Here is a 25,415-nt window from a genome sequence, read left to right on the forward strand (position 1 = left end):
CGCCTCCAATTCCACACGGTACGAATCCACTTCGGCATGCCACTGGCCGCACCCGTCGCCCGTACCCGCTCTCCGGCCGCCCGCGGCACCATTGTTACGGTGCTCCGATGTCAGACTCTTCACGCGACACGGCCGAGGGCGCCGGCTGGGGTTCAGCGCAACGGGGCGAGTACCGGCGGCTGTTGCCGTCCGAGGCCGAGAAGATCTCCTGGTTCGACCCGCGCATGCTGTGGGCCGCCCGCAACGGAGTTCTGGCCTCCTGGCTCGGGGACCCGACGGGCCGCACCCGCAGCCGGTGGGCGGCCCAGCGGGCGGCGGCCGGCGCACCCGCCGACAAGGTGATCCGGCACGACGGCCCGGACCGGTTCTCCTTCCTCGTCATCGGCGACACCGGCGAGGGTGGCGAACCCCAGTACGCCGTCGTACCGGGGCTGTTGAAGGAGGGCCGGGACACCGCGTTCACCGTGCTGGCCAGCGACGTGATCTATCCCGTGGGCAGCGCCGACGACTACGGCGACAAGTTCTTCCGCCCGTACCAGGACTACAGGGCGCCCATCTACGCGATACCCGGCAACCACGACTGGTACGAGGATCTCGGCGGATTCATGCGCGTCTTCTGCGACGGCGCCCCTCCCCTGCCGCCCGAGCCCGCACCGCGCCCCCTCACCCGGGCCTGGCTGCGCTCCCTGCTGTGGCACCGGCCGCGACCCGGTGACGGACAGCGCCTGGCCGAGGCAAGGAAGCTGCGGTCCGGCCCTGAGCAGCAGGCGGTGCAGCCGGGCCCGTACTGGGCGATCGACGCGGGGCCGGTGCGGATCATAGGCATCGACACCGGTCTGCTGGGAATTGTCGACGCCGAGCAGGGAGCCTGGCTGCGCGAGGTGTCCCGGGGGCCGCGCCCTAAGATCCTCGTGACCGGCTCGCCGCTGTACGTGGACGGCGCGCATCATCCCTGCCCCGTCGAGGGCGGGGGAACGGTCGACGACATCGTCCGTGACCCGGCCCACCACTACGTGGCCGCGATCGGCGGTGACATCCACAACTACCAGCGCTATCCGGTCCGCCTGGACGACGGCCGCACCCTCCAGTACGTGGTGGCGGGCGGTGGCGGCGCCTTCACGCACGCCACCCACACCATCCCGCGCGTCAATGTCGCCGGCGTCACCGAGCGGGACTTCCGCTGCTATCCGCTGCGCGGCGACTCCCTCGCCTTCTACAGCGCGCTCTACGCGCGCCGGACACGGCTGCGCCGCTTCTTCACCCTGACCGAGGCCGAGGCGACGGCCGTGATCGCCGAACGTCTCGGCATCGGCCCCACCCGCCTGTCGAGCACGCCGGCCCGGGTCACCCGGCGCATGCGACTGGTCGCCGGGCTGCTCGGGACCGGCCGCCGGCCCGAGCGGCGCAAGCGGTTCAGGCTGCCCGTGCGCAAGGCCTACACGCAGTTGCTCTCGCCCGGCTCGGCCACCTACACGCCGCCGTTCTTCAAGTGCTTCCTGCGGCTGGACGTGGGCCCGGACGCGATCCGGCTGCGCTGCCACGCCGCCACCGGCAACCTCGCCCAGGAAGTCGCCCCGCCGGTCGAGGACGAGGTGACCATCCCGCTGACGTGACCGGCCCTTCGGCGCGAGCTGCCGGGCAGGGACCGGCCGGCCGGTCACCAGCGTCCGGGGGCGGTCCCGGTGATCGCCTCCGAGGGGCGGCCGTCGGTTCCGACCGGTACGTCGCCGGCGAGCATCACCCGGTGCATGATCCGCGGGTGGTCGAGGTGGGCGGTGTCACCGGGGGCGAGGTGAATGGTGGCGCGGTTGTCCCAGAACGCCACGCTGCCCGGCTCCCAACGGAAACGCACCGTGTACTCGGGCCGGGTCGCCTGCTCGAGCAGCATCTCCAGGACCGACCGGCTCTCGGGCCGGGACAGTCCGGTGATCTGCTCGACGTAGTAGCCGTTGACGAACAGCACCCGCTCCCCCGTCTCCGGGTGGACCCGCACCAGGGGGTGCTCGGTGGCGGTCTGGTGGTCCAGCAGGTGGCGCGCATAGGCGTCGTCACCGGGCCGGGGCTGGTAGCCGACCCCCAGCCGGTGCTCGGCCCGCAGCCTGTCGGCGAACTCTTTCACCGGGGCGGACAGTCCGGTGTAGGCGGCGGCCAGGTTCGACCACGTGGTGTCGCCGCCGTAGGGCGGCACGGCCTCCGCGCGCAGGATCGTCGCGGCGGGCGGGTCGATCCGGGCTCCGTGGTCGCAGTGCCAGCCGCGCAGCAGGGTGTGGCGGCGGCGGCGCAGCCATTCGTCGCGCTCCATTCCGAACCGTCCGCCGAGCTCCAGCCGGTCGGCGGTCGTCTCGACCTCCGGGAAGCCGGGCGGCGACACCTTGCCCCGCCGGGGCAGGACGACCGGCTCGCCGAACCGCCGGGCCAGTGCCACATGCCCAGCGTGATCCAGGCGCTGCCCGCGGAAGAACACCACCTTCCAGCGCAGCACCGCCGCCCGGATGGCGGCGATCACGGCGTCTGTGGGCCCGTCGGCGAGGTCGACCCCCGTGATCTCGGCGCCGATGTGCCCGGCGACCGGACGCACCTCGACGCCCGTACCCGTGTCGGGCGCCACCCCCGCGCGCCGCTCCCCGCCCGTGTCCTGCCCGGCGCCCTTCGTGCCGTCCATGTCGCTCCCGTCCGTCGCCACGTGTGCCCCCTTCGTCGGTCCGCCCCCGGCCTGCGCCGGTCCGGATACGTCCGTGCCGTCGGTCCGGCCCGCCCGTCGGGTTGATCGTTGACCCTCCGGTCGGTGAGGCTGGAGGAGGACGACACTGTCGAACGGGAAGGTCCCCTCGTGATCAGCATTCCGAACCACACGCTCAATGACGGCACGACGATCCCCGCCCTCGGCCTCGGCACCTGGCCGATGGACGACGCGCAGGCCGAGCAGTCCGTGGCCGCGGCACTGGAGATGGGTTACCGCCTTGTCGACACGGCGACGAACTACCGCAACGAGACGGGTGTCGGCCGTGCCGTGGCCCGCGCCGGTGTCCCGCGCGAGGAGGTCGTCGTGACGACGAAGCTCCCCGGCCGCCACCACGGGTACGAGGAGACCCTCGCCTCCTTCGAGGAGTCCCGCGCGCGTCTCGGCCTGGAGTACGTCGACCTGTATCTGATCCACTGGCCGCTCCCCCGGGTCGACAGGTACGTCGACTCCTGGAAGGCCATGATCAAGCTGCGCGAAGAGGGTCTCGTCCGGTCGATCGGCGTCTCCAACTTCACGCCGGCTCACATCGAGCGGCTGGAGAAGGAGACCGGAGTGCTGCCCTCGGTCAACCAGGTCGAGCTGCATCCCTTCTTCCCCCAGGAGGAGCTGCGCTCCCACCACGCGGACAAGGGCGTGCTCGTCGAGAGCTGGAGCCCACTGGGCCGGGGTTCGCAGCTCCTGGACGACCTGGCCGTGGCCGCCGTCGCCGAGGCCCACGGGGTCACCCCGGCCCAGGCGGTGCTGCGCTGGCACATCCAGCTCGGGGCGCTGCCCGTGCCCAAGTCCGCCGACCCCGGGCGGCAGCGCGCCAACCTCGACGTCTTCGGTTTCACGCTGGACGACGCCCAGATGCACACCATCGCGGACCGGGCGCACCGGCGGATCGGCGGGGACCCGGAGGTGCACGAGGAGTTCTGACCACCGCCTCCCGACGGACGCGCGGCCCACGCCCGCACGGCAGGGTCCGGCCGTGGGCCCGTCGCCCGTCAGGTGCGGGTCATGCCCGGTGGTCGCGGAGTGCGGCGAGCGCGCGGTCGGCGTGCACGTTCATCCGCAACTCGCTGCGCACGACCTCGAGGACGGTGCGGTCCTGCCCGATGACGAAGGTGACACGCTTGGTCGGCACCAGGGAGATGCCCCGCTTCACCCCGAACCGCTCACGGACGGCGCCGTCGGCGTCGGACAGCAGGGGCATGCCGAGCGAGTGCCGCCCGGCGAACTCCGCCTGCCGTTCCACGGCGTCACCACTGATGCCCACCGGCCGTGCGCCGGCCGCGGCGAACTCGGCGGCCAGGTCACGGAAGTGGCAGGCCTGCGCGGTGCAGCCGGCGCTCAGTGCGGCCGGATAGAAGAACAGCACCACGGGCCCCTCGGCCAGCAGTTCCGACAGCTTGCGGACGGTGCCCGTCCCGTCCGGCAGAGCGAAGTCCTCGACCGTGTCGCCCTTGCCAGGGTTCCCGCTCACGACGTGCCCTCCGCGCCCTTGGCGACGCCCCGCGCCCACAGCACCAGCGGCAGTTGCAGGGGCAGCCGTCCCCAGGCGGCGGCCTGCTGCGGGGCGGGGCGGCGGCGCCAGTCGACGGCCATCTTCACGTTGGCGGGGAACACCCCGACGAAGAAGGCGGCCGTGGCCAGTGCGGCGGCCCTGCGGGTCTGCGGCAGCGCCACCCCGGCGGCCAGCGCGAGTTCGGCGGCGCCGCTGACATAGGTCCAGGTGCGGGGCGAGCCCGGCAGGGAGCGCGGCACGATGTGGTCGAACTGGCGTGGGGCGGCGAAATGCGCGGTGCCCGCGGCGGCCAGCAGGCCGGCGAGCAGCAGGGGTGAGCGATCGGACCGTGACACGGTTCCTCCTCCAGTGGCCTGCCACGCGACATTACCGGACGGTAAGTACGGGGGGCCACCGGGGCGGGAGCGCGTCAGGCGGCTCCGGCGGGGGTGCCGCCGCGCGGTTCCGCCTCCTCCTCGGCGGCGTGTGCGAGGAAGTCGTCGACCATGCGGTGGAAGAGCGTGGCGAGCTGGCGCAGTTCCGCCGGGGGCCAGTCCGACAGGGCCACCTGCATGGCCTGCGCCCCGACCGCACGGATGCGGGTGATGGCCTCCCGGCCCGTCTCGGTGAGTTCGACACGGTGGGCGCGGCGGTCACAGGGGTCCGGGACCCGGGTGACATGGCCGGACTTCTGCAGTTGCTGCACGGTGCGGGTGACGTGTGACGCCTCCACGCCCAGGCGGGCGGCCAGCTCGCCCGGCCGCAGCGGTTCGGTGTCGGCCGCCTGCCGCAGCAGCGCGACGGCGGCTCGGTCCAGGGGGACGCCCGCCAAGGCCATCAGACGTTCGTGCTGGCGGGCACGGGAGCCCAGATAGGTGATGCGCATGAGCGCCCGCTCGATCTCGGCCACTTCCGGTGAGGCGGGGACGTCGGGGACCGAGGATGCGCGCATGAGCCCACTTTACCATCTCATTGCGTAACTCAATCAATCCGCGGACGCGCGGAGCGCACCCCTCCACCCGCCCCCGACGGCGCCTTTCGGGCGGAACCGCAGGCCACGGCACGTGCCGGGAGGTACGGGCGCCGGCATTCCGGACGACGTGGGGTGATCCGCCGGCGGCTCCACGAGTGTTGGGCAGCGCTTCACCATCAGTACGCCCCTGCAGTCTTGGCATGGACGCGCCCAGCCGCGATGCTGAACGCCCTTGCCCCCCACAGTCGTTGGGATGCGCCCGCATTCCGAGGAGGACGCAGTGCCGTCGAGCACGTTCCGAACACACCGCAGGAGATGGCTGACCGGCCTCGCCGGCGCCTTCGCCTTCGTCATCGCCTTCCCCTCCACCGCTTTCGCCGCACCGCCGCCGGCCCTGCCGGCCGACGCCGGCTCCCTCGACCGGACGTTCCAGCCCGCCTACGACTACGACACCGACGGGTGTTACCCCACCCCCGCGATCGGCCCGGACGGCGCGATCAACCCCGGGCTCAACCCGACGGGTGCCCTCAACGGCAACTGCCGTGACGCCCCGGATCTGGACAGCACCAACGGTTACTCGCGCTCGAAGTGCAACAACGGCTGGTGCGCCATCGTCTACGCCCTGTACTTCGAGAAGGACCAGGCGCTGCCGGGCGTCGGTCTCGGCGGCCACCGCCACGACTGGGAGCACGTCGTGGTGTGGGTGCAGAACGACACGGCCCAGTACGTCTCGACCTCCAACCACGGCTCGTTCTCGATCCACGCCAGGTCGGCGGTCCGCTTCGAGGGAACGCACCCGAAGATCGTGTATCACAAGGACGGCATCAGCACGCACTGCTTCCGGCTCGCGAGCGCGGGCGACGAACCGCCGGAGAACCACAAGGGCACCTGGCAGTACCCGCCGCTGGTCGGCTGGAACGGTTATCCGGCCGGGCTGCGCGACAAGCTCGTCCAGCACAACTTCGGCAGTGCCAACTTCGGCCTCAAGGACGGGAGTTTCGCCTCCCATCTCACCGCGGCGAAGCCTTCCGGCATCCCGTTCGACCCGAACGCCTGATCGGGCGTCACCCGGCCCCGCGTCAAAGGGAGTCCGGCCGCATCCGTCGCCCGGACTCCCGAACCGGCCCGCCCCGCGCCGGCCTCGCGACGGCCTCGCGACGGAGGGTCTATCGTGTCGCCATGCCCGTCCCCGAACTGATCCGTATCGTCTCCCGCGACTCGCCCATGGCGCTCGCCCAGGTGGAGCGTGTCCGGGCCGAGTTGGCCGACGCCCTGCCCGGTGTGCGCACCGAGGTCGTCCCCGTGCGGACCACCGGCGACAAGTGGCTGGGCGACCTGTCGCAGGTGGAGGGCAAGGGGGCGTTCACCAAGGAGGTCGACGCCGCGCTGCTGGCCGGCGAGGCGGACCTCGCGGTGCACTGCGTCAAGGACGTGCCCGCCGACCGCCCGCTCCCCGCGGGCACCGTGTTCGCCGCGTTCCTGGAGCGGGACGACGTCCGTGACGCCCTCGTGCACCTGGACGGACTCACCCTGGACGAGCTGCCGGCGGGGGCCCGGATCGGCACCTCCTCGGTGCGCCGCGTCGCGCAGCTGGCCGCCTCCCACCCGCACCTCGAGTGCGTACCGTTCCGAGGCAATGCCAACCGGCGGCTGGCGAAGCTCGCCGCCGGTGAGGCGGACGCGCTACTGCTCGCGGTCTCCGGTCTGGAGCGCATCGACCGCCGCGACGTGATCAGCGAGGTCCTCTCCCCCGAGACGATGATGCCGCCCATCGGCGCGGGCATCCTCGCGCTCCAGTGCCGCGAGGACGACACGTCCCTCATCGACGCGGTCAGCGTCCTCGGCCATCCGGACACACATCGGGAGGCCACCGCCGAGCGCATGTTCCTGCATGTGCTGCAGGGACACTGCAACAGCCCGATCGCCGGGTACGCGCGGGTCGACCGGAGCGGCGAACTGTCCTTGCGGGCCTGTGTCTTCACCCCGGACGGCAAGGTGCGGCTGAACGCCCACGAGTGGGCCGGCCGGCTGGATCCGGCGACACTCGGCACCTCGGTCGCCGTTGCCCTGCTGCGCCAGGGCGCCCGCGAGATCATCGACGGCGTCCCGCACTGACGCCGGTTCAGGCGCTGCCCTCCTCGGCCTGCTCCTGGAGGAACACGCCGATCTGCTGCGCGAGGCCTTCCCGGACCCCGCCCGACGGGGTTCCGGCGGTCCCCTCGTGCGCGCCGATGCCGCCGGACCACAGGCGACGGCCCGTCCACTCCTCGTCGACCCGCAGCTGCACCTGCACGTCGACATGGCTCAGGGACGCCTCGGGAGCGGCCGCGTAGAGCACGGCGGTGGCGCGGCGCAGCGGATAGACGTCGAATCCCTCGATGAACTGCGAGTTGCGCCAGTCGAGGAAGGCGCTCTCCCCCTCCGGGCCGATCCGTACGTCGATCTGACCGTCCTCGAGATGAATTCCGACGTTCCGCTCGCCGCGGTTCTCCACGGTCACGCGGACGCTGAAGTACGTCAGTCCTCCAGCGGCGTCGTCCCGTCCCCGGGGCGGCTCGCCCGATTCCAGACGGTGGACGCGGACCCGCAGGCCGGCATGTTCGTCGTACTCCTGCCAGTCCCCGACCACGTTCGGCTCGTACACGGTGCACCCTCTCGACTTCTGTCGCTGCTTCCTATCTGTGGGCTCGGCGCGCTGTCAAATGAGCGGAATGCGCCGTGGTCAGGCACTTCGTCCACGGTGGTCGCCGATCAAGCGCTGCGCTGGCACAATCCGCCGGACCGGCCGCACCGGTCCGCGCGGCGGCGTGCCGCACATCACGTCGTCCACGGTGATCACCGGGCCGGGGGCGGGCGCGACCCGTACCACCGTGTTCCCACCGGCTCCACGTTCCCGGTCACCCTCCGGAGTCTCACGCACTGAATCCCCCCGATTCCACAACGTGCGATTCCCGAAATCCCCGCACCGTTCTCCGCGCCGGATTCGGGAAACCGTTTCACCGTGGTGGCGCGGGGGAATGAGAGATCCAGTGCTTCGGACCGGAGGCACGACCGTGGGAACCGGCTCGCCGCCCCCGGGTCTCCTCCGTGTGGTCCGAGTCCGCGCTCCCACGGTGCCCGTCCACCCGGCACCTGCTCAGGGAGGTGCGCGACATGCGTATCGCCGGCAGCACCACGAAGCCGCATCCTCACCACGACGCCCCGGACACCGCCCAGGACTTCGTCCGCCTCGCCCGGCTCCCGGAGGGCCCCGAGCGCAAGGCGCTGCGGGACGGGCTCGTCCGTTCCTGGCTGCCCATGGCCGAGCGGATCGCCGTCCGCTTCCGCGGGCGCGGCGAGGCGCTGGAGGATCTGTACCAGGTGGCGGCCCTGGGCCTGGTCAAGGCCGTCGACCACTACGATCCGGCGCGCGGCACCGCCTTCGAGGCGTACGCCGTGCCGACCGTCACCGGGGAGGTCAAGCGCCACTTCCGTGACCACATGTGGACCCTGCACGTGCCGCGCCGGGTCCAGGACCTGCGCAACCGGGTGCGGCACGCCGCCAAGGAGCTGGCGCAGACCACTCCCGGCCGGGCCCCGACGACCGCTGAGATCGCCGCGTACGCGCAGCTGACCGAGGACGAGGTGCGCACCGGCACGGAGGCCCTGGAATGCTTCACCGCGCTGTCGCTGGAGGCGGAGATGCCGGGCACGGACGGGTACGCGCTCGGGGACTCGCTCGGCGGCCCGGACCCCGCCTACGACACGGTCGTCGACCGGGTGGCGGTCCGTCCCTGCCTCGAGGCGCTTCCGGAGCGCGAGCGGCTCATCCTCTATCTGCGGTTCTTCCGGGGCATGACGCAGAGCAGCATCGCGGAACTGCTCGGCATCTCGCAGATGCATGTGTCCCGGCTGCTCAGCAGCTGTTTCGCCCAGGTGCGCGAGGAACTGCGGACGGAGGCCGACTGAACCGGTCCAGGGTCTTCTCCAGCTCCGCCCGGATACCAGGCGGCAGCACACCGGTACGTCCCCAGGCCACGATCGTCCCGGCGATGTCGCGGAGCTTGACGTTGGTGTGCTGGGAGACCTCCCTCAGCACCGTCCACCCCTGGTCGGGCGACACCCGCCCGAGGACGACGATCACACCGATCGCCTGGTCCACCACCGCGTGCGAGACGACCGCCTCCTTCAACTGCTGCACCTCCTCCTCCAGCTGAAGGATCCGGTCCGCTTCCCCGTCCGTGGGCATGGTCACCTCCGGGTCCGGTGTACCGCTCCCGCGCCGCCCGCACCCGTGTCCGGGTGCCTTCAGCGGGTGTCCGGCTCCTCCATCGTCGTCACTCGTCCCGTCCTGTGCCACCGGGGATGCTCGCGGGCCCCTCCACGCGGGTCCGGGTACCACCGCCGGGGTACTCGGCAGGCGCCCGGAGCCCTACAGGCCGGACACTGGAGTCCACGGGTGCCTGCCAGGCCGACGAGATCAGCGATCGGGACGCGACTGTGACGAACCACGACATGCCCTCCTCCTCCGGCGCGACGGACGTCTTCTCGACACACTCCGTGTACGGGACGCCCTGCTGGGTGAGTCTGACCAGCCGCGACCTCGGCACGACCGAGGAGTTCTACGGGGCCGTCCTCGGCTGGCGGTGGCGTCCGGCCCGGTTGGGCGAGCGGTTCCGGCTCGCCCTGAAGGACGGCACGCCGGTGGCGGGCGTCGCCGCGGTCGCCGACATGTGGCGGATGGCCGTGGCCTGGACCCCCTACTTCGCCGCGCGCAGTGCGGACGAGGCGGTGTCGCGGGTGCAGGAACGCGGCGGCACGCTGGCGGTCGGCCCGATCTCGCTGCCCCCCGGGCGAGCGGCGCTGCTGGCCGACCGGGACGGCGCGACCTTCGGGGTGTGGGAGGGCGAGCTGTCCACCGGCTGGCTCAGCTGGCAGCGCTCCCAGCCCTCCTTCATCAGACTGCACACCCGGGACGCCCTGGACGCCGCCATCTTCTACGGCGAGGTCTTCGACTGGGGCGCGCCGGGGGAGGGCCGCACGGAGGTCGTCTACGAGGGCGACGAGGTGGTGCTGCGCGGGGACGGGCAGGTACTCGCCTGCATCCAGTCGGGAGCGCTGGGATCGGCGCCCGATCCCACGATCCGGCCGCACTGGCAGGTGCACTTCACCGTGACGGACGTCGAGGCCTGCGCCTACGCCGCCGAACGGCACGGGGGCAGCGTGGTGGTCCTGCGCGACGACGAGGCCGTGCTGCGCGACAACGAGGGCGCCCTGTTCACGGTGACCGCCCGCCGCGGCCGCTGACCCTCGCGGCCGGACGTCCGCGGCCCTCCCGGACGCCTCTCCCCGGGAGGACCGCGGTCCCTCACTTCCCGGTCCGCGACGGCCGGGACAGCAGCACCAGGCTGCGCGAGCCCACGGTCAGCCCCGTACCGGCCTTGTACTCCGATTCGTCGGGGAGGCCCTCCGGGTCGGCGGTGTCGATCAGCGCCGTCCAGCACTCACCGTAGGCAGCGGACGGGAGGCGGAAGTCCACCGGCTCCCAATGGCTGTTGAGCAGCAGCAGGAAGGAGTCGTCGATCAGACGCCGGCCCCGCGGGTCCGGTTCGGCGATGGCGTCGCCGTTGAGGAAGACACCGACGCTGTGCGCGTCCGAGCGCCGCCAGTCGGCGTCGGTCATCTCCTCGGCGTTCGGCAGCAGCCACACCAGGTCGGGCAGGCCCCGGCCCGCGCGGGAGGCCGGCTCGCCGTGGAAGAAGCGGCGGCGGCGCAGCACGGGGTGGGCGATCCGCAGGGAGATGACCCGCCGGGTGAAGTCCAGCAGGGCGCGCTGCTCCTCGGTCAGCTTCCAGTCTATCCAGGAGATCTCGTTGTCCTGGCAGTAGGCGTTGTTGTTGCCGTGCTGGCTGCGGCCCACTTCGTCGCCGTGCGAGAGCATCGGGATGCCCTGGGAAAGGAGCAGCGTGGCAAGGAAGTTCCGCTGTCGGCGGGCCCGCAGTTCGAGCACGGACGGGTCGTCGGTGTCGCCCTCCGCCCCACTGTTCCAGGACCGGTTGTGGCTCTCGCCGTCCCGGTTGCCCTCGCCGTTGGCCGTGTTGTGCTTGTCGTTGTACGAGACGAGGTCGCGCAGGGTGAAGCCGTCGTGCGCGGTGACGAAGTTGACGCTGGCGCGGGGCCGTCGCCTGCTGTGCGCGTACAGGTCGGAGGAGCCGGTGAGGCGGGAGGCGAACTCGCCGAGCGTGTGCGGCTCGGTGCGCCAGAAGTCCCGCACGGCGTCCCGGTACTTGCCGTTCCACTCCGACCACAGCTGCGGGAAGTTGCCCACCTGGTAACCGCCCTCGCCGACGTCCCACGGTTCGGCGATGAGCTTGACGCGGCTGATCACGGGGTCCTGCTGAATGAGGTCGAAGAACGCGGAGAGCCGGTCCACTTCGTGGAACTGCCGGGCCAGTGTGGCCGCGAGGTCGAAGCGGAAGCCGTCGACATGCATCTCGGTGACCCAGTACCGCAGCGAGTCCATGATCAACTGGAGTACGTAGGGGTGACGCATCAGCAGGCTGTTGCCGGTACCGGTGGTGTCGTAGTAGTGCGACCAGTCGCCGTCCACCAGCCGGTAGTACGCGGAGTTGTCGATGCCGCGGAAGGAGAGGGTGGGGCCCTTCTCGTTGCCCTCGGCGGTGTGGTTGTAGACGACGTCCAGGATGACCTCGAGCCCTGCCGCGTGCAGGGTCCGGACCATCGTCTTGAACTCGGTGACCTGCTGTCCGCGGGTGCCGTGGGCGGCGTAGGCGTTGTGCGGGGCGAAGTAGCCGATGGTGTTGTAGCCCCAGTAGTTGGCCAGACCCCGGCTCTGCAGCACACCGTCCTGGACGAATTGGTGCACCGGCATCAGCTCCACCGCGGTGACGCCCAGCGAGGTCAGATGGCCGACCACCGCCGGGTGCGCCAGTCCGGCGTAGGTGCCGCGCAGTTCGGCCGGGACGTCCGGATGGGTGCGGGTCATGCCCTTGACGTGGGCCTCGTAGATCACCGTGTCGGCGTACGGACGGCCGGGGCGGTTGTCGTCGCCCCAGTCGAACGCCGGGTCGGTCACCACGCCCAGCACGGTGTGTCCGGCGCTGTCGGCCGGGTCGGGGCCGTCGGACCGGCGCTCGTAGAGCGAGGGGTGGTTGTCGATCTGCCCGTCGACGGCCGTGGCGTACGGGTCGAGGAGCAGCTTCGCCGGGTTGCAGCGGTGCCCGGCGGCCGGTGCCCACGGCCCGTGCACCCGGTAGCCGTAACGCTGGCCCGGGCCGACGCCGGGCAGGTAGCCGTGCCACACGAAGCCGTCGGCCTCGGTCAGCGGGACGGTGGTGTGGCGGCCGGACTCGTCCACCAGGACGAGTTCGACGCCTTCGGCGACCTCGCTGAACAGCGCGAAGTTGGTGCCCCCGCCGTCATGGACCGCCCCCAGCGGATAGGGGCGCCCGCTCCACGCGGGCGCCCCTTGTCCGTTGTTCCTCCGGGTCACCGGACTGCCTCCAGGAGGCCTGCGGGAGTACGCACCAGGCCGGCCACCTGGGCGACGTCGACCATGCGGGGCAGGTCCAGGCCCTCGCTCACCCCCGGGTCCGGCGCGGTCGGCACGAGCGGGACGCGTTCATCGGCGCGGGCCCGCTGCGAGAACCAGATGACCTTGCTGCCGGTCGCGGTGGCGCAGCAGCCCCAGCCGTCGCTGCTGGCGGCGATGTGCTCCAGACAGCCGCGCAGTTCCCGGTCGGGGCGCAGAGCGCGGTCGCGCTCCCCGATGGCGGTGATGAGGTGCTGACCGTTCCACCACATCTCGATCGACGTGTTCTTGTCGGTGGCGTGCTCGTCGATGGCGCGCAGCAGCATCTCCGTGCCGCGGCAGACGGGCTCCATCAGGTTCTCCAGGTCCCAGTGCCGGAGGTGGGCGGCCAGAATGCGGCCGACCTGTTGCACGCGCTCCGGGCTGACTTCCACGTCGAGGTGGTAGTAGCAGGGCACTGCGGTCTTCATCGTCGTTGGCTCCTCACCGCGAAGCTCCCGATTTCACCTCGTCCCTGCGGAACGAGCCCCGAACACGAAATGTGAGCGGTTGGCGCTTCTGAGTCACCATCAGCGTGACCGGGTTGGTCCATCCGTGCAACACGAGCACACGGCCGGGGCCGCCGATGCGCCGGACGGGCGCAGTTCGCACCGGCCTCGGACACCATCCGGCCCGGCACACCGGACCAAGGCCCAACAGGACGCACGGTTACTGATCATGCACCATGTGTGAAGAACCCTCGACCGCCGTCGCGGGACCGTGCCCCCACTCGCACGGCCGCCGCCCGACCGCCGGAAGAAACGTCTCCCCCGACGAGCCACGGAAAGGTGAACGGCGCCATGCTGCTACCCGCCAGAGCCGAAGTCGCCCGGCAGTTGCGTCGCTACCGGGCCTGGGAACGCGTGATGCTCGCCGCCCCCACCGACCGCACGGTACGGACGACGTTCGAGGACTCGGGCTACACCCTCTGTGTGCTGATGGGCAAGCGCTGCGCGCGGGAGGCGGCCGACGCCGCCGACCGGTACCTGCGCACCAGTCCCGCCGCTTACCTGCGGGAACACAACGACCGGCCCCGCCCGGCCACCGCGGTCAGGTGGGATCCGCCGACGGTCGAGCGGCGGTCCCCGGCGGGAAGGTAAGGGACCTTCCCGCCTCCATTTCGTCCCACGACCGGGCTCGGCCCGGCGTCGAGCCCGGCGGAGGTACAGACCCATGAAGGCGACCAGGGCCATCGGACGCATCCCCGTGCGGGATGTCCGGCCGGCCGTCGAATGCGGCAGACGGCCGGCGAAGGCGGTCGTCGGGGAGTCGTTCGAGGTGTCGGCGACCGTGTTCCGTGAGGGGCACGACGCGGTGGCCGCCAATGTCGTCCTGACCGACCCCGAGGGCCTGCCGGGCCCGTTCACGCCGATGCGTGAACTGGCACCGGGCAGCGACCGGTGGGGCGCGGAGATCACCCTGGACGCGGCGGGCCGGTGGACCTACCGCGTCGAGGCATGGGGAGATCCGGTCACCACCTGGCGGCGCCACGCGCGGATCAAGGTACCCGCGGGGATCGACACGGGTCTGGTGCTGGAGGAGGGCGGCGACCTGTTCGAGCGGGCCGCCGCCGGGGTACCCAAGGACGACGGCCGCTCCGTCGTACTCGCGGCGGCGAAGACGCTCCGGAACGACTCCCTGCCCAGCGGCACCCGGCTGGCGGCGGGGTTGACGCCGGGGGTGGACGCGGTGCTGGCCCGGTACCCGCTGCGGGAGCTGGTCACCGGCAGTGAGCCACTGCCGCTGCTGGTGGAGCGCGAGCGCGCCCTGTTCGGCTCCTGGTACGAGTTCTTCCCCCGCTCCGAGGGCACCGCGGACGAACCGCACGGCACCTTCCGCACCGCCGCCCGCCGGCTGCCCGCGATCGCCGCGATGGGCTTCGACGTCGTCTACCTCCCCCCGATCCACCCCATCGGCACCACCTTCCGCAAGGGCCCCGACAACACCCTCCACGCCGGCCCCCACGACGTCGGCGTCCCCTGGGCCATCGGCTCCCCCGAGGGCGGCCACGACGCCGTCCACCCCCGACTGGGCACCCTGGAGGACTTCACCTGGTTCGTCGGGCAGGCCGCCCGCCACGACCTGGAGATCGCCCTGGACTTCGCCCTCCAGTGCTCCCCCGACCACCCCTGGGTCCACAAACACCCCCAGTGGTTCCACCACCGCCCCGACAACACCATCGCCCACGCGGAGAACCCGCCGAAGAAGTACCAGGACATCTACCCGCTCGCCTTCGACGCGGACATGGACGGCCTGGTCACCGAGACCTGCCGCGTCCTGCGCCACTGGATGGCAGCGGGGGTGCGGATCTTCCGCGTCGACAACCCGCACACCAAACCGGTGGTGTTCTGGGAACGCGTCATCGCCGACGTCAACCGCACCGACCCCGACGTCATCTTCCTGGCCGAGGCCTTCACCCGCCCCGCGATGATGCGCACCCTCGCCGCCGTCGGCTTCCAGCAGTCCTACACCTACTTCACCTGGCGCACCACCAAACAGGAACTGACCGACCACCTCACCGAACTCTCGCAGGACACCGCCTCCTACATGCGGCCCAACCTCTTCGCCAACACCCCCGACATCCTGCACGCCTACCTCCAGCACGGCGGCCGGCCCGCCTTCGAGGCCCGCGCCGTCCTCGCCGCCACCCTCTCCCCCACCTGGGGCATCTACAGCGGCTACGAACTCTGCGAGAACACCCCCCTGCACGACGGCAGCGAGGAGTACCTCCACTCCGAGAAGTACCAGCTCACCCCCCGCGACTGGGACACCGCCGAACAGACGGGCCGCACCATCACCCCCCTCATCACCCGCCTCAACACCATCCGGCGACAGCACCCCTCGCTGCGAGCGCTGCGAAACCTCCGCTTCCACCACACCGACAACGACGCGGTCATCGCATACAGCAAACGCAGCGGGCCGGATGCCGTGCTGGTGGTCGTCAATCTCGACCCCCACCACACCCAGGAGGCCACGGTCTCGTTGGACATGCCGCAACTCGGCCTGGACTGGCACGAGTCGGTGCCGGTGCGCGACGAGCTCACCGGCGAGACCCATCACTGGGGCAGGGCCAACTACGTACGCCTGGAGCCGGGGCGGGCTCCCGCGCACGTCCTGCACGTCCAGCGACCGCGCGCCGCACAGCGAACCGGAGGGTCAGGAGCGTCATGACTGTCAACGAACCAGTGCTGGACACCTTCGAGGACACTCCGGTCAGGGACCGCGACCCGGACTGGTTCAAACGAGCCGTCTTCTACGAGGTCCTGGTCCGCTCCTTCCAGGACAGCGACGGCGACGGCATCGGCGACCTGAAGGGACTGACCGCCAGGCTCGACTACCTGCAGTGGCTCGGCGTCGACTGCCTCTGGCTGCCCCCCTTCTTCAAGTCGCCGCTGCGTGACGGCGGTTACGACGTCGCCGACTACACCGCCGTCCTGCCCGACTTCGGCGACCTCGCCGACTTCGTGGAGTTCGCGGACGCCGCCCACCAGCGGGGCATGCGCGTGATCATCGACTTCGTCATGAACCACACCAGCGACCAGCACCAGTGGTTCCAGGAGTCCCGCACGGACCCGGACGGCCCCTACGGCGACTTCTACGTCTGGGCGGACGACGACAAGGGTTATCCGGACGCGCGGATCATCTTCGTCGACACCGAGGCCTCCAACTGGACGTACGACACGGTCCGCCGGCAGTACTACTTCCATCGGTTCTTCTCGCACCAGCCGGACCTCAACTACGAGAACCCGCGCGTGCAGGAGGAGATCCTGGCAGCCCTGCGCTTCTGGCTCGACCTGGGCATCGACGGCTTCCGGCTGGACGCCGTGCCGTATCTGTACGCGGCCGAGGGCACCAACTGCGAGAACCTGCCCGCCTCGCACGCCTTCCTCAGGCGGGTGCGCAAGGAGATCGACGCGCAGTATCCGGACACCGTGCTGCTGGCGGAGGCGAACCAGTGGCCGGAGGACGTGGTCGACTACTTCGGCGACTACGCCGTCGGCGGCGACGAATGCCACATGGCCTTCCACTTCCCGGTCATGCCCCGCATCTTCATGGCCGTACGCCGCGAGTCCCGCCACCCCGTCTCCGAGATCCTCGCCAAGACCCCCGCCATCCCCTCGGGCTGCCAGTGGGGCATCTTCCTGCGCAACCACGACGAGCTGACCCTGGAAATGGTCACCGACGAGGAACGCGACTACATGTGGGCCGAGTACGCCAAGGACCCCCGCATGCGCGCCAACATCGGCATCCGCCGCCGCCTCGCCCCGCTCCTGGACAACGACCGCAACCAGATCGAACTCTTCAACGCCCTGCTGCTGTCCCTGCCCGGCTCGCCGATCCTCTACTACGGCGACGAGATCGCCATGGGCGACAACATCTGGCTCGGCGACCGCGACGCCGTCCGCACCCCCATGCAGTGGACCCCCGACCGCAACGCCGGCTTCTCCTCCTCCGACCCCGGACGGCTGTTCCTGCCCACGATCATGGACCCGGTATACGGCTACCAGGTCACCAACGTCGAGGCGTCCATGGCCTCGCCGTCCTCGCTGCTGCACTGGACCCGCCGGATGATCGAAATCCGCAAGCAGAACCCCGCCTTCGGTCTCGGCACCTACACCGAACTCCCCTCCTCCAACCCCGCCGTCCTCGCCTTCCTCCGGGAACACGAGGACGACCTGGTGCTCTGCGTCAACAACTTCTCCCGCTTCGCCCAGCCCACCGAACTCGACCTGAGCGCCTTCGAGGGCCGCCACCCGGTCGAACTGTTCGGCGGGGTGCGCTTCCCCGCCATCGGCGAACTGCCGTACCTGCTCGCCCTCGGAGGCCACGGCTTCTACTGGTTCCGGCTCGCCCGAGCCGCATCCCGCACCGGCCGCCGACTGTGACCGTGCGCCGACGAGAGGAGGCGTCCACATGACGAAGACCGCATTCCTGCGCCCGCGAAGCGCGACCGCCGGACCCACGGAGTCGTTCGCCGGACTGCTGCGCGAGTGGCTGCCGGAGCAGCGCTGGTTCGCCGGCAAGGACCGGCCCGTCACCGACCTCCATGTGCTGTCGATGACGGAGCTGTTCCCGGGCTGTCTCCATCTGCTGGTCCACGCCGGCCACGGCGGCGTGCCCTCCCCCGGGAACACGCCCTGGGCCGGTGACTGCTATCAACTCCTCCTCGGCGTACGGGAGCACCCGTCACCGCGCCTGGGCCGGGCGGTCATCGGCAGGGTGCAGGGCGGGCCGCTGGCCGGGCGCACGGTCCACGACGCGCTCCACGACCCGCGGTCGGCACAGCTGCTGCTGGAACGGCTGCGGCGCCCCCAAGTGGTGGGCCCGCTGCGGTTCGAGGGCGACGCTGCCCAGCGGGTGCCGGCCGGGCTGGTGCCGCGGCTGCTGGACGCCGAGCAGTCCAACTCCTCCCTGGTGTACGGCGACGAGTTCATCCTGAAGCTCTTCCGGCGGATCCAGCCCGGGATCAACCCGGATCTGGAGGTGCCGGGCGCGCTGGCCCGGCAGGGGTGTCACCGGGTGCCCGCTCCGGTGGCCTGGCTGCGCACCACGCACCCGTTCAAGGCGACGCTGGGTGTACTCCAGCCGTTCCTGCGCGATGCCTCCGACGGCTGGACGCTGGCCCTGGAGGCGCTGGCCGCCGGTGACGACTTCACCGCGCAGTCGCACGCCCTCGGCCGGGCCACGGCGGATGTGCACCTGGCGCTCGCCTCGGCGTTTCCCGTCGGCAGGCCCGGGGAGAGCAGGCTGACGTCGGAGGGGATGACCGAGCGTCTGACGGCCGCCGCGCACTCCGTACCCGTGCTCCAGCCGTACGTGCCCGGTCTGAAGGCGGCCTTCGCCGCGTTCGCGACCTGTGATCCCGGGCCGCTCGCCCAGCGCGTCCACGGCGACCTGCACCTCGGGCAGGTGCTGCGGGCCGGACGTGACTGGTTCGTCATCGACTTCGAGGGCGAGCCGTCCCGGCCGCTCTCCGAACGGCGCAGCGCCCACTCCCCCCTGCGGGACATCGCCGGGATGCTGCGCTCGTTCGACTACGCCGCCCGCCAGCGCCGCCCCTGGCGCCCGGAGTGGGCGCGCCGCTGTCGCGAGGCCTACTGCGCGGGCTACGCGGCCCGCGCCGGCTGGGACCCGCGCAAGAAGCACGGCCTGCTCCGCGCCTACGAGACGGACCGGGCCGTGTACGAGGTGCTGTACGAGGCCCGGCACCGACCCGACTGGCTGCCCGTACCCATGGCGGCGATCGAGCGCCTCGCCGTGAGAGGAGACTGAAGCCGTGGCCCTGCATGACACCCCGCTGTCCGAGTCGGCCGGGTCCGTCCCGTCCGCCCCGAAGACACCCGGAACCGCCCCTGCCCTCGATCCCGACGACCGCGGGCGCCTGCTGGCGGGCGCCCACCACGATCCGCACGCGTTGCTCGGCGCCCACCGGGTGCCGGGCGGGATCGCCTTCCGGGCGCTGCGGCCGTTCGCGCGCACGGTGAGTGTGGTCACCGGCGGCCGGCACACCCCGCTCACCTCGGAGGGAGACGGTCTCTTCTCCGGGGTGCTGCCGCTGGACGCGGTCCCCGCGTACACGCTGGCGGTGGCGTACGGCGACGAGGACGCCGTCGAGGTGCACGATCCGTACCGGATGCTGCCCTCGCTCGGCGAACTCGATCTGCACCTGATCGGCGAGGGGCGGCACGAGGAGCTGTGGACGGCGCTCGGCGCACACCCCATGACCCACCAGGGCGTCACCGGCACCCGCTTCACCGTATGGGCACCGAACGCGCGGGGCGTCCGGGTCGCCGGCGACTTCACCTGCTGGGACGGCACGGCGTTCCCGATGCGCTCGCTCGGCTCGTCCGGCGTGTGGGAACTGTTCCTGCCGGGGATCGAAGAGGGCGCCCGCTACAAGTTCGAGGTGCATTCCCGGTACGGCCGTCGGATGCTCAAGGCCGACCCGATGGCGCGCCTCGCGGAGGAACCGCCGAACACCGCGTCGGTCGTGACGGCCCCGCACTACACGTGGGACGACGCGGCGTGGATGAAGCGCCGTGCTCACGTGCCCCCGCACGAGGCGCCGTTCTCGGTGTACGAGGTCCATCTGCCCTCCTGGCGGCCGGGGCTGACGTATCGCGGGCTCGCCGAGGTGCTGCCGGCCTATGTCCAGGACCTCGGCTTCACCCATGTCGAGCTGATGCCGGTCGCCGAGCATCCCTACGGCCCGTCCTGGGGCTATCAGGTCACCGGTTTCTACGCGCCCACGGCCCGCCTCGGCACCCCGGACGACTTCAAGTACCTGGTCGACGCCCTGCACCGGGCCGGTATCGGTGTGATCATGGACTGGGTGCCGGCGCACTTCCCGAAGGACGACTGGGCGCTGGCCCGGTTCGACGGGGACCCGCTGTACGAGCCGGGGGACTCCCGGCGGGCGGAGCACCCGGACTGGGGGACGTACACGTTCGACCTCGCCCGGACCGAGGTGCGCAACTTCCTGGTCGCCAACGCCGTTTACTGGTGTCAGGAGTTCCACATCGACGGGCTGCGCGTGGACGCCGTCGCCTCGATGCTCTACCTGGACTACTCGCGCGAGCCCGGCCAGTGGGAGCCCAACGCGCACGGTGGCCGGGAGGACCTGGCGGCGATGACGTTCCTCCAGGAGATGAACGCGACCGTGTACCGGCGGTGTCCGGGTGTGGTGACGATCGCGGAGGAGTCGACCGCGTGGGGCGGGGTGACCCGGCCCACCGACACCGGCGGCCTGGGGTTCGGCCTGAAGTGGAACATGGGCTGGATGCACGACTCGCTGGAGTACATGAGCCACGAGCCGGTGCACCGCAGGTACCACCACCACGGGATGACGTTCTCGATGGTGTACGCCTACAGCGAGAACTACGTGCTGCCGATCTCGCACGACGAGGTCGTGCACGGCAAGCGGTCACTGGTCTCGAAGATGCCCGGCGACTGGTGGCAGCGGCGGGCGAACACCCGGGCCTACCTCGGCTTCATGTGGGCCCACCCCGGCAAGCAGCTGCTTTTCATGGGGCAGGAGTTCGCACAGGGCGCCGAGTGGTCCCAGGAGCAGGGCCCGGAGTGGTGGCTGCTGGACGACGCGTACCACTCCGCGGGCGACCACCGCGGTGTGCAGGACCTGGTGCGCGATCTCAACGCCCGCTACCGGGAGACGGACGCGCTGTGGCAACGGGACACCGATCCGGGCGGGTTCCGCTGGGTGGCGGTGGACGCGGCCGAGGACAACGTGTTCGCGTTCCTGCGGTACGACACCGGGGACCGTCCGCTGCTCTCGGTGTCGAACTTCTCCCCCGTCGTCCGGCACGACTACAGGCTCGGGGTCTCCGACGACGTGATCGCCTGGCGGGAGGTCCTCAACACGGACGCGGCCCGGTACGGCGGCGGTGACGTCACCAACCCGGACCCGGTCAAGCCCGAGGACGGCAGCGTCGGCATCACCCTTCCGCCCCTCGCGACGGTGTGGCTGGTGCCGCACGACCTGTGAGGCCCGGCGGCCCGCCCGCTCATAGTGCAAGGACCCCTTGGCCCCGTACCCGCGCCCGGACGGCGGCCGACACGGGTACGGGGCGTACGGGGCGTACGGGGCGTACGGGGCGTACGGGGCGTACGGGGCGTACGGGCGGAACGCTGGAAGGAAAGGCGCGGGCGGGGAATACGGGCGGAATGTGCGGGCAGGGCCGGGCCACCGGGACGATGTGATCATCAGTGCGGCCACAGTTCCGGCGATCCGGCCCCGGAACGCCCGGGCTCGGCTAGATTCAGGCACCGCCGATGACTCTGCTCGTCGGCCGAGTCACAGCCCGTACATGTCAGGAGCAGTGCATGCGCGACCTCGCTCTCGCTCCGCAGGCCGCCTCACCCCTGACGGGCGGCCTCGCGGACAGTCTCTTCGAGACGGCGGCCGAGAGCCCGAATCTGCCGATGCTCGCCCGTCGCGCCGACCCGGCCTCCGCGTCCTGGGAGGAGGTCACCGCGCTGGAGTTCCGCGACCAGGTCGTCGACCTGGCCAAAGGACTGGTCGCCTCCGGGCTGTCCCCGGGCCACCGGGTGGCGATCATGGCGCGGACCCGTTACGAGTGGACGGTCCTGTGCTACGCGCTGTGGACCGTGGGCGCGGAGGTCGTCCCCATCTATCCGACCTCGTCGCGGGAGCAGGTCGAGTGGATCCTCAGGGACTCCGGCTGCGTGGCCGTGGTGGTCGAGGACGAGCAGGGCGTGATGACCGTCGGCTCCGTGTGCGCCGCGCTGCCGCGGCTGCGGCACGTCTGGCAGCTGGACTCGGGTGCGCTGGAGCAGTTGGTGGCGCGCGGCGAGTACATACCGCCGGCCACGGTGGACTCGCTGCGCCGGATCGTGCTGCCGGACTCCACGGCCGTGATCGCCTACACGTCCGGTACGTCGGGGCAGGCGAGGGGATGCGCGCTGAGCCACCGCAACCTGGCCGCCCCGTGCGACGTCCTGCTGGAGGGCTGGGCCCACACGGCGGCGGAGCCGGGTGAGCAGGCCGTGGTCCTCGCCTTCCTGCCGTTCTCCCATGTGTACGGACTGATGATCCAGGGCCTGTGCGTACGCGGCGGCCTGCTGATGGGGCACGAGCCCGATCTCGGCTCGGAGGCCCTGTCCTCGGCGCTGCGCACCCTGCGGCCCACCTATCTGTACGCGGTCCCCTCCCTGCTGGAGAAGATCTACAAGAACTTCCTGCGCGCCTCCCAGCAGGCGGGTCGAGGCGCCCTGTTCGAACGGGCCGCCGACACGGCGCGCGACTTCGCCGCCGCCGTGGAGCGGCAGCGGCTGGGCCGGGGCCCGGGGCCCGGCTTCGACCTGCGGCTCCAGCACGCCCTGTACGAGCGGACGGTGTACCGCAGGCTGCGGGCCGCGCTGGGCGGCCGGGTACGCAGGGCCACCTCGGGCGGCTCGACGCTCAGCCGCGACCTGTCCCTCTTCTACGAGGGCATCGGCATCTACGTCCACGACGGCTACGGGCTCACCGAGACCGGCGGCGGTGTGACGATGCAGCCGCTCGGCCGGGAGAAGTCCGGCACCGTCGGGCTGGCGCTGCCGGGCAGCGAGATCCGGGTCGCCGACGACGGGGAGATCCTGGTGCGCGGGCCGTCGGTGTTCCAGGGATATGTGGGCGACGAGGCCGCCACCCTGACCGCGCTGGCCGGTGGCTGGCTGGCCACGGGGGACATCGGCCGGGTGGACCCGGAGGGTTATCTGACGATCACCGGCCGCAAGAAGGACATCATCATCACCAGCAGCGGCAAGAGTGTCGCGCCGTCGGCCCTGGAGCAGCGGCTGCGGATGCACCCGCTCGTCCACCAGGCCGTCGTGGTGGGGGACGACCGGCCCTGTGTGGGGGCGCTGATCACGCTGGACCCGGACTTCCTGGCGCACTGGCGGGCGGCGCTGGCACTGCCGGGCGACGCCGCGACGCGGGAGGCCCGGGAGGAGAACGCGTTGCGTGAGGAGGTCGCGCGGGCGGTCGCCGCGGCGAACAGCAGTGTGTCGCGTCCGGAGTCGATCCGGGTGTTCCGGGTGCTGCCGGAGCCGTTCGACGTGACCAACGGCCTGCTGACGCCGTCGATGAAGCTGCGCCGGGACGAGATCGTGCAGCGGTACGCGCTGGAGATCGACGCGATGTACCACTCCCGTTCGCGTCCGGAGCGGGAGCCGGTGCCGGAGGAACCGTCGGTCTGGGACGACTCGGACAACGTCTTCCGCTGACCGCCCGGGGTGGCCTGCCCGTCACCCCTCGCTCACCCGCGGATACGGGCGCGTAGGGTCCGGCGGCCCGGGAACCCACAGACCAGGAGGAAGAAGGAACGGAACCCACATGAACGACTGGCCCGTGGAAGCCGGGGCAGGGAAGGCAACATGGCATCCGAGCCGCACAGGGACAGGCCATTGGCCGCAGAGGAGATCACGGAACGCGTCGCCGGCTTCCCCGGGGAGCTGCACGACGTCACCGACGCACGCCTGGTGGCGGAGGAGTTTCTCCTCGAGCTGGCCCGCGTCTCCCCGCCGACGGCCCCGGAGCACTGGGACGACATACTTCTGGTGGTCACGGAACTCGCAGCCAACGCGGTCCAGTACGCGCCGGGACCGTTCGGGATGCGGCTGCGCAGGACGTTCGACGGGGTGCACGTGGTGATGCACGACACGAGCACGACCGAGCCCACGCCCCGGCCCTTCAAACCGAGCCACGGCGGGGGCGGGATCGGCTGGCATCTGATCCACACGCTGTGCGATCAGGTCAGCGTGGTCGGCACCGCGGGCGGCAAGGACATTCATGTGTTCCTGCCCTGGTGACGGCCACGTGCCCGGTGACTTCTGCGCCGGGCCGGCCGGGCTCCGTGAGGTGGGCCGGCCGGCGCCCGGTGCGGAAATCACCGGGCACCGGTCATCCGGCCGGGGCGCCGGGAGCGTGCTCAGGCGGGGGCCCGGGCCGGGTCAGCGCCCAGTAGTAGTCACCGACCGTTGTGAGATAGCCCGGATCCATGGTCTCGCTGTCGGTCCTGAACCGGGGCGCGGCCTTCACCTCGGGCCTGGTGCAGGACACGGTGATCTTGCGCTCGCCGGAGTCGACGGCGGCGACGACGCCGACCGGTACGAGGAGACTCCGGCCGAACACCCAGACGCCGGTGTCGACGACCATGTGCCGCATGGCGTGATGGTCGGCCTGCCGGTCCACATGGCCGATGGTGCTGCCGTCGCTCGCGACGACGGTGTATCCCGTGAGGTCCGGATCCTGCCCCTGGGCAGGACCCAGCTCCGGCGCGTATGACCAGATGCTGTCCATGGGCACGCTGCTCCTTGCCTCCACTGTGATGATGATCTCGGAGCGGGCGGGGCCGCTCTTTCGGCCCCGCCCGCTCCACAGCAGCCAACTACCCGCCTGGAGCGGGCGCATTCGGCCGGCGAAGACACAAAACCCGCACCGAGCCGGGCGTGATGTGAGGGCGTCGTCTCCCGGACCGGTGCGGGAGACCCCGGCATGGAACAAGGATCCCGGGGTAGGCGGCTGCGCGTGCGGCCGGACCCGGCCGTCGGCTCGATTGGGAGGTATGTGTTGTCCATGGCCCCGAACCCGTTGTCCGTGGAGGTGTCCGTGGTCCGGGAGGATGTCGCCCTGTTCACAGTGCAGGGCGACCTGGACGCCGACACCGCGACCGAGTTCCAGCATCACCTGGCCAACCAGTTGCATCACGGACGCCGGCACTTCCTGCTGGACCTGTCAGCGGTCCCCTTCATGGACTCGTCCGGGATGAACATCGTCCTGCGCGTCTACCAGGAGGCCCGGGAACTGCCGGGGAGCGTGCACATCATCTCCCCCGTGCCCGCGGTGCGCCGCGTCCTCGACCTGACCGGCGTGAGCATCACGGTTCCGGTGTCCCAGAGCACCGAGGAGGCACTGGAGCGGGTCGACAGCGCGCACAGGACGTAACACCGTCCCGACGTCCCGGGTCCTGAGCCGGGTCGAGGAGGTCCGGTCCGGCACACCGTACGCCGGACCGGACCTCCTCGCCGCCCTCGCAGGGGCTGCCGCACCGGTCCGGAGCGTCGTTAGAGTACTCGTCCGGCCGGGGCTCGGCACGGTTTCGGGGCCCGGCACGGGCCCGGG

At 71.3% G+C, this 25,415-nt stretch carries 23 protein-coding genes; 14 read left to right on the forward strand and 9 right to left on the reverse strand.

Annotation, left to right across the window (positions count from 1 at the left end):
- The first annotated feature begins 107 nt into the window (after positions 1 to 107).
- Complete coding sequence (locus ACWZEH_RS01490) at positions 108 to 1,613, forward strand: metallophosphoesterase family protein (protein ID WP_456195129.1); 1,506 nt, start codon at positions 108 to 110, stop codon at positions 1,611 to 1,613.
- Between the two features lie 44 nt (positions 1,614 to 1,657).
- Here the strand turns inward: ACWZEH_RS01490 and ACWZEH_RS01495 are convergent, their stop codons facing one another.
- Positions 1,658 to 2,662 (reverse strand): TauD/TfdA dioxygenase family protein, encoded by a 1,005-nt coding sequence (locus ACWZEH_RS01495; RefSeq protein WP_456200014.1) that lies wholly within the window; start codon positions 2,660 to 2,662, stop codon positions 1,658 to 1,660.
- Positions 2,663 to 2,830: 168 nt separating this feature from the next.
- On the opposite strand from ACWZEH_RS01495, the gene ACWZEH_RS01500 reads away from it, so the two are divergent.
- Positions 2,831 to 3,661 (forward strand): aldo/keto reductase, encoded by an 831-nt coding sequence (locus ACWZEH_RS01500; RefSeq protein WP_456195130.1) that lies wholly within the window; start codon positions 2,831 to 2,833, stop codon positions 3,659 to 3,661.
- A gap of 79 nt (positions 3,662 to 3,740) precedes the next feature.
- Here ACWZEH_RS01500 and ACWZEH_RS01505 read toward each other — a convergent pair whose 3' ends face one another.
- The 3 genes from ACWZEH_RS01505 to ACWZEH_RS01515 form a co-directional block, all read right to left on the reverse strand.
- Entirely contained in the window at positions 3,741 to 4,208 is a 468-nt protein-coding gene (locus ACWZEH_RS01505; RefSeq protein WP_456195131.1) for a peroxiredoxin, read from the reverse strand.
- On the reverse strand, positions 4,205 to 4,585 hold the full coding sequence (locus ACWZEH_RS01510) for a DoxX family protein (protein WP_456195132.1): 381 nt from the start codon (positions 4,583 to 4,585) through the stop codon (positions 4,205 to 4,207). The genes ACWZEH_RS01505 and ACWZEH_RS01510 overlap by 4 nt, the downstream gene beginning before the upstream one ends.
- A gap of 74 nt (positions 4,586 to 4,659) precedes the next feature.
- Positions 4,660 to 5,181, reverse strand: a complete 522-nt coding sequence (locus ACWZEH_RS01515; RefSeq protein ID WP_456195133.1) for a MarR family winged helix-turn-helix transcriptional regulator — start codon at positions 5,179 to 5,181, stop codon at positions 4,660 to 4,662.
- A 301-nt stretch (positions 5,182 to 5,482) separates the two neighbouring features.
- Here ACWZEH_RS01515 and ACWZEH_RS01520 point away from each other — a divergent pair, with 301 nt between their 5' ends.
- Positions 5,483 to 6,259 (forward strand): NPP1 family protein, encoded by a 777-nt coding sequence (locus ACWZEH_RS01520; protein ID WP_456195134.1) that lies wholly within the window; start codon positions 5,483 to 5,485, stop codon positions 6,257 to 6,259.
- 122 nt (positions 6,260 to 6,381) lie between these two features.
- Positions 6,382 to 7,317, forward strand: a complete 936-nt coding sequence (gene hemC / locus ACWZEH_RS01525) for a hydroxymethylbilane synthase (RefSeq protein WP_456195135.1) — start codon at positions 6,382 to 6,384, stop codon at positions 7,315 to 7,317.
- 7 nt (positions 7,318 to 7,324) lie between these two features.
- Here the strand turns inward: hemC and ACWZEH_RS01530 are convergent, their stop codons facing one another.
- Complete coding sequence (locus ACWZEH_RS01530) at positions 7,325 to 7,846, reverse strand: hypothetical protein (RefSeq protein ID WP_456195136.1); 522 nt, start codon at positions 7,844 to 7,846, stop codon at positions 7,325 to 7,327.
- Positions 7,847 to 8,355: 509 nt separating this feature from the next.
- Here ACWZEH_RS01530 and ACWZEH_RS01535 point away from each other — a divergent pair.
- Complete coding sequence (locus ACWZEH_RS01535; protein ID WP_456195137.1) at positions 8,356 to 9,150, forward strand: SigB/SigF/SigG family RNA polymerase sigma factor; 795 nt, start codon at positions 8,356 to 8,358, stop codon at positions 9,148 to 9,150.
- Here the strand turns inward: ACWZEH_RS01535 and ACWZEH_RS01540 are convergent.
- On the reverse strand, positions 9,098 to 9,430 hold the full coding sequence (locus ACWZEH_RS01540; protein ID WP_456195138.1) for an ANTAR domain-containing protein: 333 nt from the start codon (positions 9,428 to 9,430) through the stop codon (positions 9,098 to 9,100). The genes ACWZEH_RS01535 and ACWZEH_RS01540 overlap by 53 nt on opposite strands.
- Positions 9,431 to 9,696: 266 nt before the next feature.
- On the opposite strand from ACWZEH_RS01540, the gene ACWZEH_RS01545 reads away from it, so the two are divergent.
- A complete protein-coding gene (locus ACWZEH_RS01545; RefSeq protein WP_456200016.1) occupies positions 9,697 to 10,488 on the forward strand; it encodes a VOC family protein in 792 nt (263 codons plus the stop codon).
- Between the two features lie 61 nt (positions 10,489 to 10,549).
- Here ACWZEH_RS01545 and glgX read toward each other — a convergent pair whose 3' ends face one another.
- Positions 10,550 to 12,694 carry a glycogen debranching protein GlgX gene (gene glgX / locus ACWZEH_RS01550; RefSeq protein ID WP_456195139.1) on the reverse strand — a complete coding sequence of 715 codons (2,145 nt, stop codon included), beginning with the start codon at positions 12,692 to 12,694 and terminating at the stop codon, positions 10,550 to 10,552.
- On the reverse strand, positions 12,691 to 13,203 hold the full coding sequence (locus ACWZEH_RS01555; protein WP_456195140.1) for a pep a2: 513 nt from the start codon (positions 13,201 to 13,203) through the stop codon (positions 12,691 to 12,693). Before ACWZEH_RS01555 ends, glgX begins: the two co-directional genes overlap by 4 nt.
- A 369-nt stretch (positions 13,204 to 13,572) precedes the next feature.
- On the opposite strand from ACWZEH_RS01555, the gene ACWZEH_RS01560 reads away from it, so the two are divergent.
- The 7 genes from ACWZEH_RS01560 to ACWZEH_RS01590 all read left to right on the forward strand — a co-directional run bounded on the left by ACWZEH_RS01560 (position 13,573) and on the right by ACWZEH_RS01590 (position 24,103).
- Positions 13,573 to 13,872 carry a DUF5133 domain-containing protein gene (locus tag ACWZEH_RS01560; protein ID WP_456195141.1) on the forward strand — a complete coding sequence of 100 codons (300 nt, stop codon included), beginning with the start codon at positions 13,573 to 13,575 and terminating at the stop codon, positions 13,870 to 13,872.
- A 73-nt stretch (positions 13,873 to 13,945) separates the two neighbouring features.
- A complete protein-coding gene (locus ACWZEH_RS01565) occupies positions 13,946 to 15,943 on the forward strand; it encodes an alpha-1,4-glucan--maltose-1-phosphate maltosyltransferase (RefSeq protein WP_456195142.1) in 1,998 nt (665 codons plus the stop codon).
- On the forward strand, positions 15,940 to 17,658 hold the full coding sequence (gene treS, locus ACWZEH_RS01570; RefSeq protein ID WP_456195143.1) for a maltose alpha-D-glucosyltransferase: 1,719 nt from the start codon (positions 15,940 to 15,942) through the stop codon (positions 17,656 to 17,658). The genes ACWZEH_RS01565 and treS overlap by 4 nt, the downstream gene beginning before the upstream one ends.
- 28 nt (positions 17,659 to 17,686) lie before the next feature.
- Positions 17,687 to 19,045 carry a maltokinase N-terminal cap-like domain-containing protein gene (locus ACWZEH_RS01575; protein ID WP_456195144.1) on the forward strand — a complete coding sequence of 453 codons (1,359 nt, stop codon included), beginning with the start codon at positions 17,687 to 17,689 and terminating at the stop codon, positions 19,043 to 19,045.
- Between the two features lie 4 nt (positions 19,046 to 19,049).
- A complete protein-coding gene (gene glgB, locus ACWZEH_RS01580; protein ID WP_456195145.1) occupies positions 19,050 to 21,275 on the forward strand; it encodes a 1,4-alpha-glucan branching enzyme in 2,226 nt (741 codons plus the stop codon).
- Positions 21,276 to 21,613: 338 nt separating this feature from the next.
- Positions 21,614 to 23,518 (forward strand): AMP-dependent synthetase/ligase, encoded by a 1,905-nt coding sequence (locus tag ACWZEH_RS01585; RefSeq protein WP_456195146.1) that lies wholly within the window; start codon positions 21,614 to 21,616, stop codon positions 23,516 to 23,518.
- A 150-nt stretch (positions 23,519 to 23,668) separates the two neighbouring features.
- Positions 23,669 to 24,103: an ATP-binding protein gene (locus tag ACWZEH_RS01590; protein ID WP_456195147.1), complete on the forward strand. Its 435-nt coding sequence runs from the start codon at positions 23,669 to 23,671 to the stop codon at positions 24,101 to 24,103.
- Positions 24,104 to 24,194: 91 nt separating this feature from the next.
- On the opposite strand, the gene ACWZEH_RS01595 is transcribed toward ACWZEH_RS01590, so the two are convergent.
- Positions 24,195 to 24,599, reverse strand: coding sequence for a PRC-barrel domain-containing protein (locus tag ACWZEH_RS01595; RefSeq protein ID WP_456195148.1), 405 nt, complete (start codon positions 24,597 to 24,599; stop codon positions 24,195 to 24,197).
- Positions 24,600 to 24,863: 264 nt separating this feature from the next.
- Here ACWZEH_RS01595 and ACWZEH_RS01600 point away from each other — a divergent pair, with 264 nt between their 5' ends.
- Positions 24,864 to 25,238 carry an STAS domain-containing protein gene (locus tag ACWZEH_RS01600; RefSeq protein ID WP_456195149.1) on the forward strand — a complete coding sequence of 125 codons (375 nt, stop codon included), beginning with the start codon at positions 24,864 to 24,866 and terminating at the stop codon, positions 25,236 to 25,238.
- Positions 25,239 to 25,415 lie beyond the last annotated feature (177 nt).

Source organism: Streptomyces yamdrokensis (assembly GCF_053890455.1).

Excerpts from the sequence above, each read along its gene's own strand:
- ACWZEH_RS01565 (WP_456195142.1), top strand. The coding sequence starts at position 13,946 with ATGAAGGCGACCAGGGCCATCGGACGCATCCCCGTGCGGGATGTCCGG.
- ACWZEH_RS01545 (WP_456200016.1), top strand. The coding sequence starts at position 9,697 with ATGCCCTCCTCCTCCGGCGCGACGGACGTCTTCTCGACACACTCCGTG.
- ACWZEH_RS01560 (WP_456195141.1), top strand. The coding sequence starts at position 13,573 with ATGCTGCTACCCGCCAGAGCCGAAGTCGCCCGGCAGTTGCGTCGCTAC.
- ACWZEH_RS01535 (WP_456195137.1), top strand. The coding sequence starts at position 8,356 with ATGCGTATCGCCGGCAGCACCACGAAGCCGCATCCTCACCACGACGCC.
- ACWZEH_RS01540 (WP_456195138.1), bottom strand. The coding sequence starts at position 9,430 with ATGCCCACGGACGGGGAAGCGGACCGGATCCTTCAGCTGGAGGAGGAG.
- ACWZEH_RS01585 (WP_456195146.1), top strand. The coding sequence starts at position 21,614 with ATGCGCGACCTCGCTCTCGCTCCGCAGGCCGCCTCACCCCTGACGGGC.
- hemC (WP_456195135.1), top strand. The coding sequence starts at position 6,382 with ATGCCCGTCCCCGAACTGATCCGTATCGTCTCCCGCGACTCGCCCATG.
- ACWZEH_RS01515 (WP_456195133.1), bottom strand. The coding sequence starts at position 5,181 with ATGCGCGCATCCTCGGTCCCCGACGTCCCCGCCTCACCGGAAGTGGCC.
- ACWZEH_RS01490 (WP_456195129.1), top strand. The coding sequence starts at position 108 with ATGTCAGACTCTTCACGCGACACGGCCGAGGGCGCCGGCTGGGGTTCA.
- ACWZEH_RS01555 (WP_456195140.1), bottom strand. The coding sequence starts at position 13,203 with ATGAAGACCGCAGTGCCCTGCTACTACCACCTCGACGTGGAAGTCAGC.
- ACWZEH_RS01495 (WP_456200014.1), bottom strand. The coding sequence starts at position 2,662 with ATGGACGGCACGAAGGGCGCCGGGCAGGACACGGGCGGGGAGCGGCGC.
- ACWZEH_RS01590 (WP_456195147.1), top strand. The coding sequence starts at position 23,669 with ATGGCATCCGAGCCGCACAGGGACAGGCCATTGGCCGCAGAGGAGATC.
- treS (WP_456195143.1), top strand. The coding sequence starts at position 15,940 with ATGACTGTCAACGAACCAGTGCTGGACACCTTCGAGGACACTCCGGTC.
- ACWZEH_RS01575 (WP_456195144.1), top strand. The coding sequence starts at position 17,687 with ATGACGAAGACCGCATTCCTGCGCCCGCGAAGCGCGACCGCCGGACCC.